This window comes from Mangrovimonas cancribranchiae (assembly GCF_037126245.1).
GTDB lineage: Bacteria > Bacteroidota > Bacteroidia > Flavobacteriales > Flavobacteriaceae > Mangrovimonas > Mangrovimonas cancribranchiae.
The window spans coordinates 1864989-1883836 of sequence record NZ_CP136925.1 but is presented as its reverse complement, the minus strand read 5'-3'; the positions used below and the strand labels follow the sequence as shown (position 1 = coordinate 1883836).

The following is an 18848-nucleotide window of genomic DNA, read 5'->3' as shown; positions in this document are numbered from 1 at the left end:
TTAATTAATTAATATTTGCATTATGTTGTTGATACTAGAGACCCTAAATCTAACTACATATATGAATGCAAATGAAACAGAAAACCGAGGTTGAGGGACCTCGGTTTTTTAATTAATATACCTAAATGTTAGGTTGATTCTTTTACCAACTTGCTGTTTTGTTTTTGGTATTTGATGTACCCAAAACTCCTGCATAGCGCCTTTCATTATTAGTAAACTTCCATGTTGTAATAACAGTTTATGGTTCTCATTTTTTAATGTTCTGTGTTTAAATTTAAAAACTCGTTCTGTTCCTAAGGAAAGAGAAGCGATTGTTGGATGTTTGCCTAATTCTTTTTCGTTGTCAGCATGCCAGCCGTTACTATCGTTTCCATTTCTATATAAATTTAGGAGTACACTAGAGAAATTGTGATTGCATATATCTTCTACTTCCAATTTTAAATTTAAAAGTGTTTTTGTAAATTTTTTGGGATGCATACTTATATTAGAGTAGGAATAAGGTTTGTTATTTTCAGCATACAAGGCTGTTAATCTTGGTTGTTTATAGGTTTTGCCAAAAACAGTAATATCATCTTGTTGCCAAAGGGTTTCTTTTAAAAGAGTTTTAAAGTAAATATTTGCTTTTGCTCTATTTAAAAAGTTAGGATAATAAATTAGCTTAGCATCTGGTAAACTAAAGGTGTTTTTTTCGTTTGAAAATAAGTCCATAACCTATTTTTTTCTAAATTAGTCAATATATGATGAAACTTAAAACGACACTGTATATTATCCTATTTCTTTTGGTGAATGATCAAAACGCTCTTCCAGAAGAGTTTGTTAATGTCAAAGAAATAATTCCAGACATAACGATTGAGTTAAGATATTATTCTACAAATAATTTTGTGGGTGATACCATACCAGGTTATTATGCGAATGAACTCATTCTAACAAAACCTACTGCAAAGGCTTTAAAAAAAGTACAAGAAGAATTGCAAGAGCAGAATTTATGTTTAAAAGTTTTTGATGGGTATCGCCCACAACAAGCGGTGAATCATTTTATGGTTTGGGCTAAAGACTTGAATGATACCATAAATAAGCAAGAGTTTTATCCCAAAGTTGAAAAACGCCATTTGTTTCGAGAAGAATATATTGCTACACGATCTGGTCATAGTCGCGGAAGTACAGTCGATTTAACCATAATTAACGGTAATACAGGTGAAGCATTAGATATGGGAAGTCCATACGACTTTTTTGGGCAAGAATCCTGGGTAAATTACGATGGTATAACTTTAAAACAGAAACAGAATAGACAACTATTACAGCAAGTTATGATAAAACATGGCTTTAGGAATTACGCTAAAGAATGGTGGCATTTTACATTACGAGGCGAACCGTTTCCAAAAACATATTTTGATTTTAAAATTCAATAGTTTTTTTATTGAGGAATATAATAGGAAAATAATGTTGCGCTTAGACTGCAAGTATCTCAAACGTTTTAGTGTAAAAAACTTCATTGAAATATAATAATATAGGTTTGTGCTTCTACATTTTAACTGTATTTTTGCGCCTTTCAAAATAACTCAACCTTATGACAAGTTTTATTAGAAAACGAGCAGCAAATGCTAAGAACGATATTTTAAGTGGTATTACGGTGGCTTTGGCTTTAGTGCCAGAAGCTGTTGCTTTTGCTTTTGTTGCAGGGGTAGATCCGTTAGTAGGGCTTTATGCTGCTTTTATGATTGGTTTAATCACTTCAATTTTTGGTGGTAGACCAGGCATGATTAGTGGTGCAACTGGTGCTCTGGCAGTAGTTATGGTAAGCCTAGTTGCCGAAGGAAATGCTATGGGAGCAGAAGGCGAAAACTTAGGGTTGTATTATTTGTTTGCGACCGTAATTCTAATGGGAATTATTCAAATGCTTGCTGGAGTATTTAAACTAGGAAAGTTTGTGAGATTAATTCCTCACCCAGTAATGATGGGATTTGTTAACGGATTAGCTATTGTTATTTTCTTGTCGCAATTAGGGTTGTTTAAGGAGTTTGTTAACGGCGAAGTGGTTTGGATGCAAGGGCCAAAACTATGGATTATGATTGCTTTAGTTGCCTTAACAATGGGAATTATGTACGGACTTCCAAAACTAAATAAAAAACTACCAGAGGCTTTAATTGCCATTTTAGTCGTCTCGGCTATAGTGATTTTTGGAAATTTAGATGTAGCAACTGTAGGAAGCTTTATTAGAGATGGTGGAGGCGAAGGTTTAAAAGGTGGTTTGCCAACATTCCAAACAGATATTTTTAATAAAGTCCCAATGACATGGGAAACACTTAAATTTATTGGCCCGTATGCATTAATTTTAGCAGCGGTAGGTTTAATAGAATCTTTAATGACGTTAAACTTAATAGATGAATTAACCGAAACTAGAGGAAACACCAATAGAGAATGTTTAGCGCAAGGAGGTGCTAATATAGTTACGGGACTTTTTGGAGGCATGGGCGGTTGTGCTATGATTGGGCAATCCATAATAAACATTAAAGGAGGCGGAAGAACACGCTTGTCTGGTATTGTGGCAGCTTTAGGACTTCTCTTTTTTATCCTATTTGCTTCTGGATTAATAGAACAAGTGCCAATTGCAGCTTTAGTAGGTGTTATGTTTATGGTCGTTATTGGTACGTTCGCTTGGAGTAGTTTTAGAATAGCCGGTAAGATTCCAAGAAGTGATTTATTTGTGTTATTACTAGTTTCTGGTTTAACCGTAATTTTCGATTTAGCTATAGCGGTAATTGCTGGGGTTATTGTGAGCGCTTTGGTGTTTTCTTGGGAAAATGCTAAAAGAATTAGAGCAAGAAAGCGTGTTAAAGACAATGGAACAAAAGTTTACGAAATCTGGGGGCCTTTATTTTTTGGTTCTATAAAAGCCTTTAACGATAAATTTGATGTTAAAAACGACCCAGATACAGTTGAAATTGATTTTGTAGAGTCACGTGTAAGCGATCACTCTGCTTTAGAAGCCATCTTTAATATAGTTGAAAAGTATGAAGCCGCAGGGAAGAAAATTACATTAAAACATTTAAGTGAAGACTGTAAAGCGTTATTGTATAAAGCTAGTCCAAAATTTAAAGAGGTTATTGTAGAAGATATCGATGATCCAAGATATCATTTAGCAGCCAATCCAGAAGAGTTTCCTAAATCGCTTTCAGAATATAAGTTTTAGGGGTTATTTTACAACAACACTATCGGGAACTAGTTTACTGTAATCGCCGTGATTCCTTATAACATCTCTAACAATAGATGAAGAAATATATGATGTTTTTGCAGCAGTTAATAAAAAGACAGTTTCTATTTTAGAGAGTTTTCTATTGGTGTGAGCAATGGCTTTTTCAAATTCGAAATCGGCAGGATTACGTAAGCCACGTAAAATAAATTGCGCATCGATTTCTTTGCAAAAGTCAACCGTTAAACCTTCGTAAGTCACTACTTTTACTTTATCTTCATTTTTAAAAGAAGCTTCAATAAAGGCTTTTCTTTCTTCAAGAGAGAACATGTATTTTTTTTCTGCATTTACCCCAATGGCCACAATAACTTCGTCAAAAAGTTTTACACCGCGTTTAATAATGTCGTAATGTCCTAATGTTATGGGGTCAAAAGACCCAGGAAATATGGCTCGTCTCATTTTTTAAGCTATTAATTCTTTAAAGTTACGTATAATAAATGTGTTATGCTTTTAAAGCTTCTTCAATGGCATTACTAAACAGGTCTTGTAACGAAATACCTGCTTGTGCTGCTTGTTGTGGTAAAATACTTTCGGCAGTAAGACCAGGAACAGTATTTATTTCTAATAAATGTGGTTCATCGTCTTTAAAAATATATTCACTTCGGCTAAAGCCTGTCATTTTTAAAATGGTATAGACTTTTTTGGCTAAAGTGCGTACTTTTTTAGCTTGGGCTTCATTAATTCTGGCAGGGGTTATTTCTTGTGATTTTCCTAAATACTTGGCCTCAAAATCGAAAAAGTCGTTTTCGCTAACAATTTCGGTTATGGGTAAAACTTTAATATTTCCTTTGTAACTTATAACACCAACAGATACTTCGGTACCATCTAAAAAAGCTTCAATAATTATTTCGTCATCTTCTTTAAAAGCAAAATCGATGGCGGCTTGTAAGTCTTCTTGCTTGTAAACTTTGGTAATGCCATAACTGCTACCAGCTTTATTAGCTTTTACAAAACAAGGTAAGCCAACTTTTTCTATAATGGCTGTTTCGCTAATAGTATCACCTAAATTGACATAGTACGACTGAGCTGTTTTTATACCATGAGGCTTTAAAACACTTAAACAGTCACGTTTATTAAATGTTAATGCCGCTTGATACATACCGCAACTGGTATGCGGAATACCTAAAAGTTCTAAATAGCCTTGCATGTAGCCATCTTCACCAGGTGTACCATGAATGGCATTAAAAACACAATCGAAAAGAATTTTTTGGTCATGAATGATAACAGAAAAATCATTTTTATCTACAGGGAATTCAACATTATCATCATTAACATATACCCATTTATGTTCTAATATATGTATGCGGTAAAGATTATATTTATCTTGATTTAACGATGTGTAAACCACGTTACCACTTTTTAAGGATATTTCAAATTCGCTGGAATATCCACCCATAATAATGGCGATGTTTTTTTTCATTTTTTATACCTATAGTGTAGGCGACTTTTTTAAAATAATAATCCAAAAACGACCAATGCGACGTAAATAATATTGGTTAAGCTAAAATATCACATAATAACCGAAAGAAAAAACAGTTCTGTTTTTATATATTTGTTTGATAAATAAAATTTCATGAGTCTTATAAAGTTTGTTACTAGTAAAACCTTTTTAAAGCAAGTTATACTTGCTATTATAGGGGTGTTTGTATTATGTTTTTTACTACTAAAATGGCTGAATGTTTCTACTAATCATAACGAGTTCGAAACGGTGCCAAATTTAACAGGGAAGTCTGTAGAAGTAGCAAAAATAGAGTTAAATAATAACCACTTGGCAATGGAAATACAAGACTCTTCTAACTTTAATCCCGACTATCCAAAATTTGCTGTAATAGATCAAGACCCTAAAGCAGGCAAAAAAGTAAAAGAAAACCGAAAGATATATTTAACCTTAAACCCTTCTGGTTACCGTAAAGTAAACGTCCCAGATTTAGTTGGTAAAACATTTAGGCAAGCCAAACCCACATTAGAAGCTTTAGGGTTTAGAGTCGGAGAAACCTCTTATGTAGATTACTTAGGTAAAGATGAGGTGGTAAAAGTAACGTTTGAAGGTTCGGAAATTAAAATAGGCGATAAGCTGCCAAAAACATCAAAAATAGACTTGGTTTTAGGTAATGGAAACCGACCAGAATAAGAAACGCATGATTCAAGAAAACCAAGACGATATAGAGAAAAGTGAGGACGATCTTTATGAGCATTATTCCTTTACAGCCGAGAAAGGGCAACAGCCACTTCGCATAGATAAATACTTAATGAATTTTATTGAAAATGCTACCCGAAATAAAATTCAAGCAGCGGCCAAGAGTGGTAACATACATGTGAATGGTACTCCTGTAAAGCAAAACTATAAAGTAAAACCTTTTGATAAAATTCAGGTGCTTTTCGAGCACCCACCATTTGAGTATTTACTTACCCCAGAAAATATTCCGTTAGATATTGTTTACGAAGATGAGGAGCTTTTAGTTGTAAACAAACCTGCAGGAATGGTTGTGCATCCTGGACATGGTAATTATTCGGGAACATTAATAAATGCGTTAATTTATCATTTTGAAAACCTACCAAACAACTCAAGTAATAGACCTGGGTTGGTGCATCGTATAGACAAAGATACAAGCGGTCTTTTGGTTGTAGCAAAAACCGAAACAGCTATGGCGCATTTAACCAAACAGTTTTTTAATAAAACTAGTGAACGCGAGTATATTGCTATAGTGTGGGGAAATGTTGAAGAAGATCAAGGCACTATTGAAGGCAACATAGGACGTCATCCTAAAAACCGATTACAAAATACCGTTTTCTTAGGCGATCAAGCAGAGAAGGGAAAACCAGCCGTAACGCATTACAAAGTTATAGAGCGTTTAGGTTATGTAACCTTAGTATCCTGTAAGTTAGAAACAGGAAGAACACACCAAATACGTGTTCATATGAAACACATTGGCCATACTTTATTTAATGACGAACGTTATGGCGGTGAAAAAATATTAAAAGGAACCACATTTAGTAAATACAAGCAATTTGTAGAAAACTGCTTTAAAGTCTTACCACGACAAGCGCTCCATGCCAAAACCTTAGGTTTCGAGCACCCTAAAACAGGTAAGTGGATGAGCTTTACGTCAGAGTTGCCAGAAGACATGACCCTTTGCATTGAAAAATGGCGTAACTATGCCAAACATATTGATAGTTAAAAAAAAGTTGTATATTTAATAGAGTTTTTTCTTGAAAAATTCAGGAAACTTAATTTTGCTATTATGAATAGAAGAGATTTTCTTAAAAAAACAGGTCAAACCTTATTAGTTACATCTGCAGCATCTTTAGTAGGCGTTTCGTTAGCGTCTTGTAGTAGTGATGACGATGGATCATTTTACGATGGTTATTATGGTGATGGTTACTATGATGACGATTCTTACAATGATGGATACTATGACGATAGTTATTATAGTGATGGCTATTACGATGATGGATACTAAGATGACGACTATTATGACGATGGATATTACAGTGGCTAATACAACATGTAGTATTGAATAGAATTTTATTCCTTCACGATACAGGCATAACCTTAAAGCGTGGTGCCGAATTAACATTAACCCAACTTATTTCCTATGGAGACGAGTTGGGGTTTTTAGTTGAACTAAATCTTCTTGAAAACTTTAAAATAACCAAAGAGAAGATAGCTCAATCAAATATAATTATTGTAAGTAGTACATCGCGTTGTCAATTTGAAATAGAATTGCTCCAATACATTATAAACAGTAATAAACCATATGTTAAGCTAGAGTACGATTATAATTTTTGTGTTAGGCGAAACCTATTGTGTTTAAGTGAAAAGAACGTTAAGAATTGCTGTAATAATGAAAAATATCATCTTTACAGAAATCTGTTTGCTAACGCACGATTAAATGTATTTCAATCACCAAAACATTATCAATATCATTACGATTTTTTTGGAGAAGCAATAGGTGAACATTTAATAATGCCTCCAACTGTAGATGTTGATAATCTTCAAATTTCAAAAGAGAAACTAGACCAAATTCCGTTTTTTGGAACCCTTAATAACCTTAAAGGTGGTTATGAATTTGTTGATTATGCTGTTAACCATCCAGATAAGCAATTTGTTGTTTATGGCGAAAACAAACTACAAGTAGATATCCCTAAAAACATTAAGTTTAAATCTCCAATAGAAAACAAAGAGGTTTTAAATATACTAGGCAAAACAAAAACCATTATAATAAAACCTGTTTGGCCAGAACCCTCAGGACGGTTAGCTGCAGAAGCTTTTTTATCTGATTGTGAGATTATCACTAATGATAAAGTAGGAACGTGGTCGTTTAACTTTTATCCAGATGATAAAGCAAAAGCTTTAAAAGCCATAAAGGAGACGATACCAGAATTTTGGAACAACATTAATTTAATACAGAATCAAGAATTAGATAAAGAACAAAACAAAAGTTTAGGTAATGTACTTGTAAAGAAATCTTATGGAGGTTTGGGAGACATTTTTTTTACGATACCTGCAGTTTATAAATTAAAGGCAGTATCCCAAAAAGTAACCTATGCTTTAGCGCCTAGATTGGTTAACTTTTTTAAAACCTACTTAAACGGTGTTGCAGTTATAAGTAGTAAAGAAATCGAAACTAAGCAATACGATACTATAATAGAGTTAGGAAACCATCCTAAGTTTAACTACGAGGTTAATCAAATTGAATATATAACAGGCAAGAAACTTAAACAACATTCCATTAAACATTATATTGATGGCGTTGCTCGTTTACACGCAAATATTGAGAATAATTATTCTGGGTTTCCTTATTTTAAAAGAGATGAAACAGCATTAAAATCAAAAAAATATTTCACGGTTCACCCGGGAGCTGGATTTATTTTAAAGGCTTGGCCAATTACATACTTTGCTAAATTAATCGAACAAATACATAATTATTACCCAGAGTTAGAAGTACAAGTTATACAAGGCCCCAAGGATCCAGATATTTCACCTTATTTAAGTCGTGAATTGTCTTTTAAAATAATTGATGGCGGTATAGAAGATGTTGCTAAAGCCGTCTCTGGTGCCATGTTTCATATAGGTAACGATTCTGGTATTACCCATTTGGCAGGAGCATTTAACTGCCCAATTTTAACTATTTACGGACCAACTGGGCCAGGGTCTTGGGGCGCATATTCAGAAAATGTAGAGTTAATATGGGGTAAAAAAGGTCATTGTAATTTAACGTGTAACTATAATGTTATTATTAATTGTGAAGATAGAGTTTGTTTAAATAACGTTTTACCCAATAGGCTTTTTTATAGATTGCAAAAACTATTGGATAAATTAGGGTTTACAAGCCAAGAAATCTATTATTACAATACAGAGTTTCAGTTAAAAAAGGAGAAAAATAATAGCTATGTTTTTAAAAACTTAGAAAATGAATATTTGTTAGAGTTTTCAGACGAGGAAAGCCAACATTATTTTTCTAGTGCTTTTAATGGAGAGATTATTAACACCAAAAATATGCCAGAACAATTTAGAGAAATGTTTAGCTCTTTAGTGTCCTTAGATATTTTTACACCTATGATGCATTTAAAATAATGCAATCGAAAAAACTTATAAAGTAATAACGAGAATATGACAAAATTGTTTGATAAAATATGAATACCATTGTAATTTTATAAAAAATATCATGATTTATGAAACTCGTCTTATCTCCAGCAAAATCATTAGATTACGAAAGTAATCTGCCAACTTCAAAAACGACGGAAGCTTGTTTTTTAAAAGAAGCTGAACGTTTAAATACTTTGCTAAAGAAAAAATCACCTAAAAGTTTATCTAAGCTTATGGGAATTTCAGATAACTTGGCACAGTTAAATTACCAACGTAATCAAGATTGGGAATTGCCATTTACATCAAATAATGCCAGACAAGCTGTGTACGCTTTTAATGGCGATGTTTACAGAGGATTAGATGCGTATACCATTGCAGAAAATAAACTAGATAAACTTCAAAATACAGTAAGGATAATTTCTGGACTTTATGGGGTGTTAAAACCTTTAGATTTAATACAACCTTACCGCTTAGAAATGGGAACTAAAATGCCTGTAGGAAAAAATAAAAACCTATATGAATTTTGGAGAAAAAAAGTGACGCAATCTTTAAATGAAGAATTACAAGAAGACGACGTATTTTTAAATTTAGCAAGTAATGAGTATGCTAAAGCTATAGATAGAAAAGCGTTAAAAGCACCGGTGATTGATGTTGATTTTAAAGAACTAAAAAATGGAAAATATAAAACCATTGCCATTTACGCTAAACTAGCACGTGGTTTAATGGCACGGTATATTGTGGAGAATGATGCAAAAACCATTGAAGATGTTAAAGGATTCGATGTAGAAAATTACCGTTTTAGCGAAGCCTTATCAACAGACAAAAAACTTGTGTTTACAAGGTAGTTATTTGGCTTTTTTGTTAACGTCAATTTTGTTTTCAGGGCGCGGCTTTTTCTTTATACGTGGTCTCCTTACGCCATAAGTGCCTCTGTGTATTTTTCCGCGTTTTGTCTTTTTATCGCCTTTTCCCATAGTTAATCAATTTTGAGTTCACTATAATTTACAAAAACGAAGAATAAATTCAAAAAAAAACGCTAGTGTTTATACATCAACATCCTTATAAACCGTTTATTCCAAAAGACACGTCAAAATTAATTGTTGGGACATTGCCACCGCCTAGATTTACAACGGGCGATTTAAAACCAGACGATGTTAATTTTTGTTATGGTAGTCGCGATGGACAATTATGGAAAATTTTAAACAGGATATTTGATTTAAACCTAAAATTTGAAAATACAGAAGAAGCTGTTGTGCATAGAAAATCGTTTCTTAAAAAACACAACATAGGCATTTGCGATATGGTTGAAAAAGCCAAGCGTGATAAAATTGATGCGTCAGATTTAGGAATGCAAGATGTTGAGTTGCGAGATATGATTAAGATTTTGCAACAGCATACAACCATTAAAACATTGCTTTTTATGGGTGGAAATAGTAAAAATGGTCCTGAATATTTTTTTAGAAGACATATAAAACCTCATGGAATTAAACTTAAAGTAGTTTCTAATCAGGTGCCAAGAATACATCAGTTTTTAGTGCCAAATACATCGCGTATAATAAAAACAGTCTCTCTAACGGCGCCTTCAGGAAGTGCTAACAGAGCCGTTGGTAGTATGGCGCTTTACAAACAATTAAAGCAACGCGATTCTAATTTTAGTACGTTAGATTTTAGGGTAATGCAATACACCGAGTTTTTTAAGTAAGATATAAATAAGCCCAATACATTAAAGCAAATTGTAGCGGAAGTCTTAAAATTAAAAGCCATTTCGGGAAACCTGCACCAGCTTTTTCACTTGAAAGCATATAAAAATGAACAAGTAAAAAAATGGTGAGCATTAAAATAATGCCATAAATAGCTAAGTTTCTTGTACTATTAAAGTATAGTAAAACCCCAAAAAGAATTTCGAAAAAACCACTTAAATACACTAGAAACCTATGGTTAGGTAAATACCTGGGCATAATTCGCATGTATACTTTAGGTTTTACAAAGTGCATAATGCCAGCTAAAATGTAAATTATAGCCATAACGTACAAGTGCCAAAGGTTACTCATCCTTAAATTGTTTAAAGCTAATTCCCATACCATAGTTATTCGCATTTTGCCTTATTAAACTTGAATTTGGAGCAGTAGCTTTATTAAACTGAATCCATTTGTTATTATGAAGAAACACTCTTTTTGTATAAGTTTTGTTATACGAAATTTCATCTGTAAAAGGTAAGAGCGGTCTAAAATTGGTGGGTATTTTTACCAAACCTTGTCTACCTTTTATTTCTTTATATTTCTTATTAGGAAGTAATTTGCCGTTCTTATCTGTGTATCCAAGAACTTGTAAAGAAATGAAAATTCCTGTTTTAGGAATGAAAATATTATGACTTGAAACGTCTAGATTGTATTGGTCGCCATCTTTTTCGGTAACACGAAACACCACATTTTCAAAGAGTAATGGATCTCCTGGAAAGCCATCATTATTACTATAAAAATTAACTTTAAATAGGGTTGAGAATGGTTTTTTATCAGCGTTTTTTCGTTTTCGTTTGCTCCAATCTTGCGATTCTAAAGCTATAGGAAAATGCACTTGACTTAGTTGTTTATCTAATTTGTCTTTGTTGGGGAAAAACACAGCTATTTCCGATTCTATTGTAGGTAGCCAACATTTGTAATAATCGTCGTCAAGATAGGGTTTTAAGGTTTCAACATCATAATCACGATTTTTAACAGCATAAATAAAAACTTCATCCAGTTTGTCCACTTTTTGAGGCATATAAATAGTATCTGGAAGTTTACTAGAGTGTAGTTCTATATTTTTATAACCAAGCGACGATATAAATAGCGAATCTACATCAGAATATAGTTTTTTGGTAAAAAGAAACATCCCATCTTCATCTGCAAAAATACCTTGTCCGTTTCCAAAAGACACGGTGGCATAAGGGACGCTTTCTTTTGTATTGTCATCAATAATATAAGTTTGCGAAAAAATGGGAAGCCAGCCTAAACAGCTTAACACTAGTAGATGAAAATTTCTCATAAAGTGAAGATACCAAATAAAAAACGGCTTCCAAAGTATGGAAACCGTTTTGATGAATTTTTTACTGTAAGAGCGTTATTCTTTGTCTAAGTTTTTTGTCATGTTAAAACCAGCAAAAAGTCCTAAACCAGCCATAGTAAAAATACATGACGGATAAATGGCATTGTCGTTAATAGTTGTATAACTTTCTAGTAACAAGGCAATAAAAGAGCCTAAGCCAATACCAGTTAATAATAAGGCTAAGTTTAATATTAAAACTTTCCAAATAGGAGCTGTTTTCTGTTTCCCTTTAACAAAAATACTAGCGTCGGCACCTTTTTCAATTAAAGCAAGACGTTCTTTGTTTCTTGTTGAAAAGTATAAGTAAAATATGCCGAAAACGGCGCCGAAAATAACAGGTAAAATAATAACTTCTGATCCCATGACTGTTTGTTTTTAATTGATTATTTTTAATGAGTTCATAGTTTATGACGACAGTTTTTTAATTATGGTTACAACTTTTTTAAAATTTTTTTTTCTTTACATATGTAACCAAACAGGAAAACCTATCGTCTTATGCTAAAATGAAAGACACTAACAACCAAAAAATCATCCATCAAGTATTACAAGGCAATACAGCTGCTTTTGTAACGTTGGTTGATACATATAAAGATTTAGTGTTTAGTTTAGCATTACAAATGTTAAAACATCGCGAAGAAGCGGAAGAGGTTGCACAAGATACGTTTATTAAAGTGTATAAATCACTAGAAAAGTTTAAAGGCGATTCTAAATTGTCTACATGGATATATAAAATTACGTATAACAATTGTTTAGACAGAATTAAAAAAAATAGGAAGCATTTTAATGAAGTGCCAATAGATAGTTTTACAGAACGTGAAGTAAAAAGTATAGATAATGCTTTTAATGCTTTGGTTGCTGTAGAACGTAAGGAGGCGATTACAAGTTGCATAAGTAAGCTTCCAAACGATGAAGGGTTTTTGCTAACATTATATTATTTTGAAGAAAAGTCTTTAAGTGAAATATCAAAAATAATGAGTATAACCCAGAACAATGTTAAGGTTAAATTGTTTAGAAGCCGGAAAAAACTAGCCACTATTTTAAAACAATATTTAGAACCTGAATTAATAGCAAGTTATGAAAGACCAGACAGATAAACAGGTAACGCAATTTATAGACAATATTTTTGAAAATTCAAGTTTAGAATCACCTTCATTAGAATTTTCAACACAAGTGATGTCTAAAATACATGCTATAAATAATACTAAGGTAACTACTTACAAACCGTTAATTTCAAGATCTGTATGGATAGCAATAGCAGTCGTTTTTGTAGGGTTTTTAGCTGCAATTTTAGTTAATGTAACTTTTACCCAAGCCTCTTGGTTAACTTTTTTAGACTTTAGTATAGTTTCTAGACTAGGTAATATCTTTCCTAGTACCCAATTACCAACAAGTTTAGTTTATGCGATACTATTTTTTGGTATTATGCTATTAGTGCAATTAACGTGGCTTAAGCGTTATTTTAATAAACGCTTACAGTTCTAATATTCGGTTTTATCAACTTTATTGGTCCACTTATTAAAAACAGAAACACCTTCTTTTTGTAAAATTTGTTGAAAAGAGATACTTCGTACAGAAATAGGTTTATCAATTTCTTCGTAAATAAAATGGTCGTCAAAATCTATATTGGCAGCATCTTTTTTATCGCAAGCATAAAATACTTTTTGAGGTCTAGCCCAATAAATAGCCCCTAAACACATAGGGCAGGGTTCGCATGAGGTGTAAATAGTGCAATCGTCTAATTGAAATGTTCCTAAAGCTTCGCAAGCTTTTCTAATGGCAACAACTTCGGCATGTGCGGTAGGATCGTTGGTTGAGGTAACACAGTTATGCCCTTCGGCAACAATTTTTCCGTTTTTTACTATAACACACCCAAAAGGTCCGCCAGCATTTTTGTTCATGCCTTCTTCTGCCAAGCTAATGGCACGTGTCATAAAATGTTTATCGTTTTCTGTCAATTGTATGTGATTTTTTAATCTAACATTTGCAAATATAAGGACAAATTTTAAGAGCTTAGTGGTGTAATTTGTTAGCTATAAAGCTATGGAATATTGATATAAAAAAGGGATTGTTATTTTTTATGGTGAATGGCATGATAACTGTTAACAACTTCCGTTTTATAAAGTCGTAAATAATTGTATTTTTACGGGAGAAAAAACCAAATCAATTAATGGGTAAAATTATAGCCATTGCCAATCAAAAAGGTGGTGTTGGAAAAACAACCACTTCTGTAAACCTTGCTGCTTCGCTAGGTGTGTTAGAAAAAAAAGTGCTTCTTATTGATGCCGATCCACAAGCGAATGCTACGTCAGGATTAGGTATTGATGTTGAAGAAGTCGAATTAGGAACTTATCAGTTGCTAGAGCATACCAATACAGTAAAAGAAGCTATTGTAAAAACCGAAACACCAAATCTGGATATTATTCCAGCGCATATTGATTTGGTTGCTATAGAAATTGAATTAGTAGATAAGGATAGGCGCGAGTATATGCTTCAACAAGCTATACAAGAGATAAAGGATGATTATGATTTTATTTTAATTGATTGTGCACCGTCTTTAGGGTTACTAACGTTAAATGCTTTAACAGCATCCGACTCGGTTATTATTCCTATTCAATGCGAATATTTTGCCTTAGAAGGTTTAGGCAAGTTGTTAAACACAATAAAAAGCGTACAAAAAATACATAATAATAAACTGGATATAGAAGGCATGTTGTTAACCATGTACGATTCACGTTTAAGACTATCAAATCAAGTGGTAGAAGAAGTGCAAAAGCATTTTAACGATATGGTTTTTCAAACAATTATTCAACGAAATGTAAGACTTAGTGAGGCACCAAGTTATGGCGAAAGCATTATTAATTACGATGCCGCTAGTAAAGGCGCCAGCAATTATTTAAGTTTGGCGAAGGAAATCATTAATAAAAACTCCTAATTTATGGCGAAGGCAACAAAGAAACAGGCTTTAGGAAGAGGATTATCAGCATTATTAAAAGATCCTAGTAACGACATTAACTCTGTACAAGACGAAAATGCCGATAAGGTTATAGGAAATATAGTAGATTTAGATATTGAGACGATAGATATTAATCCGTTTCAACCGCGAACAAACTTTAACGAGGAAACGCTACGCGAATTAGCGTCATCTATTAAAGAATTAGGCGTTATTCAACCAATAACTGTTAGAAAGTTAGATTTTAATAAGTACCAATTAGTTTCTGGAGAAAGACGTTTTCGAGCTTCTAAGTTAATAGGCTTAGAAACTATTCCTGCTTACATAAGAATAGCAAACGACCAAGAGTCTCTAGAAATGGCCTTGGTAGAAAATATTCAGCGTCAAGATTTAGATCCAATAGAAATTGCCTTATCGTACCAACGTTTAATAGATGAAATTAGCCTTACACAAGAGCAAATGAGCGAGCGTGTAGGAAAAAAACGTTCTACGATTGCTAACTATTTACGCTTGTTAAAGCTCGATCCTATTATTCAAACAGGTATGCGCGACGGCTTTATTTCTATGGGACATGGGCGTGCCATAATTAATATAGAAAACCAAAGCCACCAATTAGATATTTACGAGCAAATTATCTCTAAAAAATTATCGGTACGAGATACAGAAGCTATTGTTAGAGCGTTTCAACAAGGAGAAGAAGCTCCAAAACCTTCTTCAAAATCTAAATCGCAAGAACTTCCAAAATACATAAAAAAAGGAGCCAAAGAGTTTTCAGAATACTTTGGTCATAAAATAAACGTTAAGGTTAATAATAAAGGAAAAGGTAATATTAGTATTCCTTTTCATTCAGAAGAAGACTTTAATCGTATCATCAAACTCGTAAAAAGTGCCAAGTAAATATATACTCGCGTTTTTTTTACTATTTGTTTTTTCATTTTCAGCTTTAGCTCAAGAAGGTAAGGATGAAGAAAATAAAAAAGAAGACAAAAGTAAACTTACTCCAACCGAAGAATTGGTTGTTGAGCAGGCAGCTATAGATAAAAAACCTATAGATCCACTTGCACCAGCAAGGGCGGCTTTCTATTCGGCGGTATTGCCAGGATTGGGGCAAGCATACAATAAAAAGTATTGGAAGATACCCATTGTGTATGCGGGATTAGGAATAGGGATGTATTTTTATTTGGATAATCAAAAAGAATACCAACGTTATCGCGATGCCTATAAAAGACGATTAGCCGGTTTTCAAGACGATGAGTTTTATGGCGTTGTTACAGATGATGGCTTACGAGAAGCCCAAAAAACATTACGTAGAAACAAAGAAATTTCCCTTTTGGTTACAATTGGTATTTATGCACTAAATATTATCGATGCCAATGTAGACGCTCACTTATTACAGTATAATGTAGATGATAACCTGTCGTTACGACCACATTATAAGCTTAATGAGTTTGATAATACGGGCGATTTAGGCGTAACTCTTAATTTCAAATTTTAATTTATGAAAATAGCACTACTAGGATATGGTAAAATGGGAAAAACCATTGAAAAAATAGCCTTAAGTAGAGGACACGATATTGTTATAAAAACATCAGATGAAGATGGTTACGATATATCTCAAGCCGATGTAGCTATAGATTTTAGCGTGCCAAATGCTGCTTTTTATAATATAGTGAATTGTTTTAAACACAACGTACCGGTAATTTCTGGTACAACGGGTTGGTTGCAAAATTATGATAAGGCTGTAGAGCTTTGTGAAGAAAACAAAGGCGCTTTTATTTATGCATCTAACTTTAGTTTAGGCGTTAATATCTTTTTCGAGCTAAATAAAAACCTAGCTCGTATGATGAGTCAGTTACGGGAATACGATGTCTCTATGGAAGAGGTTCACCATACACAAAAATTAGATGCCCCTAGTGGAACAGCCATTACATTAGCTGAAGATATTATTTCTGAACATGCCGACTATACCGAATGGAAATTAGAGTCAGGCCTCGAAGGAGTAATACCTATCACAGCAAAGCGTATTGAAAATGTGCCCGGTACGCACAGTATAGACTACAAAAGCGAAGTTGATACGATAAATATAACACACACAGCACATAGCAGACAAGGTTTTGCGCTTGGTGCTGTTGTAGCAGCAGAATGGTTACTTGGAAAAACAGGTGTTTTTACTATGAAGGATGTGTTAAATATTGGTTAATGCTAATAACATCTTGTAACTTTCTTAAATAATACAATACTAAAAAAGAAACTCTTTAAAATATGACTTGGACGCAGTGGTTAATTTTCATTCTAGTAATTCAAGTAATTCACGGCTTAGGAACATGGAAATTGTATGTAAAAGCAGGTAAACAAGCTTGGCAAGCATTTGTTCCAGTATATAATGCTGTTGTTTTAATGAAAATAATTAATCGCCCATGGTATTGGACGATTTTATTATTCTTACCTATAGTTAACCTTATTATGTTTCCTGTTGTTTGGGTTGAAACTGCTAGGAGTTTTGGTAAAAATTCAGCTACCGATACATTATTGTCTATTGTAACGCTAGGGTTTTTTAATTACTACTTAAACTATACAGCAGATGTTACGTATATAAACGATAGAAGTCTTAAACCAAGAACGTCTTTAGGAGATTGGGTAAGCTCCATTTTATTTGCTATTGTTGCTGCAACAATCGTACATACTTATGTAATACAACCGTTTACTATCCCAACATCATCATTAGAGAAATCGTTGCTTGTAGGAGATTTTCTTTTTGTAAGTAAATTTCATTATGGTGCCAGAGTTCCTATGACTACTGTTGCTGCACCAATGGTTCATGATACCATTCCTGGAATTAAGAAAAAATCGTACTTGTACGATGACAAAAAAGGAGAGAAAAGTACGTCTTGGAAAAACTTTTTTCAATTACCATATCTAAGGTTGCCAGGATTTCAAAACATAAAACACAACGATATAGTTGTATTTAATTGGCCGGTAGATACGTTATATAACATGTATAAAACAGCCGATAGAACCTATTTTAAACCTATTGATAAACGTACAAATTATGTGAAAAGATGTGTTGGATTACCAGGCGATACTATAGAAGTTAAAGATGGTTTTGTTTACGTGAATGGTAAACAAAATGTATTACCAGACCGTGCAAAACTGCAGTTCTTCCATACTATAGAAACCAAGGGTAACGTTGATATGCGTTTTCTTAATAAATACGGTATTACAGAATATACCAATGTGTTTTCTTTGGGAACCAAGGTTTGGGACGATACCAGGGTTCAAGATTTTTTAAGAAATAATAATACGCACTTAGATGTTGTTCATAGAGATAGTACAAATGTGCATGTAATAGGGCAAATGAGCCGAACAGCATACGAAAAGTTAAAGTTTACTACGGTTAGCAATAAAATTAGTGCCAATGCGACGTTAGAACTAGCTAAGAAAATGAAACAAGACCCCGAAGTGGTTTCTATTGTAAAGAATAGCTCAGAGACAAGAGACGCTAGTGTGTTTCCTCACAACCCAAATTACGATTGGAATAACGACTTTTTCGGCCCATTATACTTACCTGAAGCAGGAAAAACAATTGATTTAACTCTAGAAAATTTACCACTATACAAACGTGTTATTACGGCTTACGAAGGCAATGATCTTCAAGTAAAAGGCAACCAAATTTTTATTAATGACCAAGTGGCCAATACGTATACGTTTTCTAAAGACTATTATTGGCTTATGGGAGATAATCGCCATAATTCACAAGATGCACGTTCATGGGGTTTGGTACCATTTGATCATGTTGTTGGTAAACCTGTGTTTATTTGGATGAGCTGGGGTGATGGCAAACCACGTTGGGAACGTTGGTTTACAACTGTTGGTGGTAGCGGCAAGCCAGTATCTTACTTAATTCCATTTTTAGTATTGCTAGCTATTTGGTTTGGATTTAACCAATGGCGTAAGAAGAAAAAAGCAGCATAACA

General features: G+C 33.3%; 23 protein-coding genes. 15 read left to right on the top strand and 8 right to left on the bottom strand.

Annotated elements, in window-relative coordinates; genetic code table 11:
• Positions 1–108: 108 nt before the first annotated feature.
• Positions 109–708, bottom strand: a complete 600-nt coding sequence (locus R3L15_RS08480) for an alpha-ketoglutarate-dependent dioxygenase AlkB (RefSeq protein ID WP_338731122.1) — start codon at positions 706–708, stop codon at positions 109–111.
• 32 nt (positions 709–740) lie between these two features.
• On the opposite strand from R3L15_RS08480, the gene R3L15_RS08475 reads away from it, so the two are divergent.
• Both R3L15_RS08475 and R3L15_RS08470 read left to right on the top strand, forming a co-directional pair.
• Positions 741–1409, top strand: a complete 669-nt coding sequence (locus tag R3L15_RS08475) for a M15 family metallopeptidase (RefSeq protein WP_338734128.1) — start codon at positions 741–743, stop codon at positions 1407–1409.
• Positions 1410–1567: 158 nt separating this feature from the next.
• Positions 1568–3190: a SulP family inorganic anion transporter gene (locus R3L15_RS08470; RefSeq protein WP_338731121.1), complete on the top strand. Its 1623-nt coding sequence runs from the start codon at positions 1568–1570 to the stop codon at positions 3188–3190.
• Positions 3191–3193: 3 nt separating this feature from the next.
• Here the strand turns inward: R3L15_RS08470 and coaD are convergent, their stop codons facing one another.
• On the bottom strand, positions 3194–3649 hold the full coding sequence (coaD, locus tag R3L15_RS08465) for a pantetheine-phosphate adenylyltransferase (RefSeq protein WP_338731120.1): 456 nt from the start codon (positions 3647–3649) through the stop codon (positions 3194–3196).
• 43 nt (positions 3650–3692) lie between these two features.
• Entirely contained in the window at positions 3693–4670 is a 978-nt protein-coding gene (locus R3L15_RS08460; protein WP_338731118.1) for a D-alanine--D-alanine ligase, read from the bottom strand.
• 153 nt (positions 4671–4823) lie between these two features.
• Here R3L15_RS08460 and R3L15_RS08455 point away from each other — a divergent pair, with 153 nt between their 5' ends.
• From R3L15_RS08455 to yaaA, 5 genes are all read left to right on the top strand, one after another.
• Entirely contained in the window at positions 4824–5381 is a 558-nt protein-coding gene (locus tag R3L15_RS08455) for a PASTA domain-containing protein (RefSeq protein ID WP_338731116.1), read from the top strand.
• A gap of 7 nt (positions 5382–5388) precedes the next feature.
• Complete coding sequence (locus R3L15_RS08450) at positions 5389–6429, top strand: RluA family pseudouridine synthase (RefSeq protein WP_338734127.1); 1041 nt, start codon at positions 5389–5391, stop codon at positions 6427–6429.
• Between the two features lie 63 nt (positions 6430–6492).
• Positions 6493–6711, top strand: coding sequence for a hypothetical protein (locus R3L15_RS08445; protein WP_338731114.1), 219 nt, complete (start codon positions 6493–6495; stop codon positions 6709–6711).
• A gap of 53 nt (positions 6712–6764) precedes the next feature.
• Complete coding sequence (locus R3L15_RS08440; protein WP_338731113.1) at positions 6765–8828, top strand: glycosyltransferase family 9 protein; 2064 nt, start codon at positions 6765–6767, stop codon at positions 8826–8828.
• Positions 8829–8926: 98 nt separating this feature from the next.
• Positions 8927–9685, top strand: coding sequence for a peroxide stress protein YaaA (yaaA, locus tag R3L15_RS08435; protein ID WP_338731112.1), 759 nt, complete (start codon positions 8927–8929; stop codon positions 9683–9685).
• On the opposite strand, the gene R3L15_RS08430 is transcribed toward yaaA, so the two are convergent.
• Complete coding sequence (locus R3L15_RS08430; protein ID WP_125468199.1) at positions 9686–9814, bottom strand: 30S ribosomal protein THX; 129 nt, start codon at positions 9812–9814, stop codon at positions 9686–9688.
• Between the two features lie 65 nt (positions 9815–9879).
• Here R3L15_RS08430 and R3L15_RS08425 point away from each other — a divergent pair, with 65 nt between their 5' ends.
• Positions 9880–10542 (top strand): uracil-DNA glycosylase family protein, encoded by a 663-nt coding sequence (locus tag R3L15_RS08425; protein WP_338731110.1) that lies wholly within the window; start codon positions 9880–9882, stop codon positions 10540–10542.
• On the opposite strand, the gene R3L15_RS08420 is transcribed toward R3L15_RS08425, so the two are convergent.
• From R3L15_RS08420 to R3L15_RS08410, 3 genes are all read right to left on the bottom strand, one after another.
• Positions 10535–10891 (bottom strand): MauE/DoxX family redox-associated membrane protein, encoded by a 357-nt coding sequence (locus tag R3L15_RS08420; protein ID WP_338731108.1) that lies wholly within the window; start codon positions 10889–10891, stop codon positions 10535–10537. The two genes, R3L15_RS08425 and R3L15_RS08420, sit on opposite strands and share 8 nt — an antisense overlap.
• Positions 10884–11864 carry a hypothetical protein gene (locus tag R3L15_RS08415; protein ID WP_338731106.1) on the bottom strand — a complete coding sequence of 327 codons (981 nt, stop codon included), beginning with the start codon at positions 11862–11864 and terminating at the stop codon, positions 10884–10886. The genes R3L15_RS08420 and R3L15_RS08415 overlap by 8 nt, the downstream gene beginning before the upstream one ends.
• Positions 11865–11939: 75 nt before the next feature.
• Positions 11940–12287 carry a DUF6249 domain-containing protein gene (locus R3L15_RS08410; protein ID WP_125468203.1) on the bottom strand — a complete coding sequence of 116 codons (348 nt, stop codon included), beginning with the start codon at positions 12285–12287 and terminating at the stop codon, positions 11940–11942.
• Positions 12288–12427: 140 nt separating this feature from the next.
• On the opposite strand from R3L15_RS08410, the gene R3L15_RS08405 reads away from it, so the two are divergent.
• Together R3L15_RS08405 and R3L15_RS08400 are read left to right on the top strand one after the other, a co-directional pair.
• Positions 12428–13018, top strand: coding sequence for an RNA polymerase sigma factor (locus tag R3L15_RS08405; RefSeq protein ID WP_338731104.1), 591 nt, complete (start codon positions 12428–12430; stop codon positions 13016–13018).
• Positions 12999–13406, top strand: a complete 408-nt coding sequence (locus R3L15_RS08400; protein ID WP_338731103.1) for a hypothetical protein — start codon at positions 12999–13001, stop codon at positions 13404–13406. The genes R3L15_RS08405 and R3L15_RS08400 overlap by 20 nt, the downstream gene beginning before the upstream one ends.
• On the opposite strand, the gene R3L15_RS08395 is transcribed toward R3L15_RS08400, so the two are convergent.
• Entirely contained in the window at positions 13403–13879 is a 477-nt protein-coding gene (locus tag R3L15_RS08395) for a nucleoside deaminase (protein ID WP_338731102.1), read from the bottom strand. The two genes, R3L15_RS08400 and R3L15_RS08395, sit on opposite strands and share 4 nt — an antisense overlap.
• Positions 13880–14091: 212 nt before the next feature.
• Between R3L15_RS08395 and R3L15_RS08390 the strand changes: the two genes are divergently transcribed.
• The 5 genes from R3L15_RS08390 (at position 14092) to lepB (ending at position 18846) form a co-directional block, all read left to right on the top strand.
• Positions 14092–14856, top strand: coding sequence for an AAA family ATPase (locus tag R3L15_RS08390; protein WP_338731101.1), 765 nt, complete (start codon positions 14092–14094; stop codon positions 14854–14856).
• A gap of 3 nt (positions 14857–14859) precedes the next feature.
• A complete protein-coding gene (locus tag R3L15_RS08385) occupies positions 14860–15771 on the top strand; it encodes a ParB/RepB/Spo0J family partition protein (RefSeq protein WP_338731100.1) in 912 nt (303 codons plus the stop codon).
• On the top strand, positions 15761–16369 hold the full coding sequence (locus tag R3L15_RS08380; protein WP_125468208.1) for a DUF5683 domain-containing protein: 609 nt from the start codon (positions 15761–15763) through the stop codon (positions 16367–16369). Before R3L15_RS08385 ends, R3L15_RS08380 begins: the two co-directional genes overlap by 11 nt.
• 3 nt (positions 16370–16372) lie before the next feature.
• The gene (gene dapB, locus R3L15_RS08375; protein ID WP_338731098.1) at positions 16373–17074 is read left to right on the top strand and encodes a 4-hydroxy-tetrahydrodipicolinate reductase; all 702 of its coding nucleotides are present in this window, start codon (positions 16373–16375) and stop codon (positions 17072–17074) included.
• Between the two features lie 62 nt (positions 17075–17136).
• A complete protein-coding gene (lepB, locus tag R3L15_RS08370) occupies positions 17137–18846 on the top strand; it encodes a signal peptidase I (protein ID WP_338731096.1) in 1710 nt (569 codons plus the stop codon).
• Positions 18847–18848 lie beyond the last annotated feature (2 nt).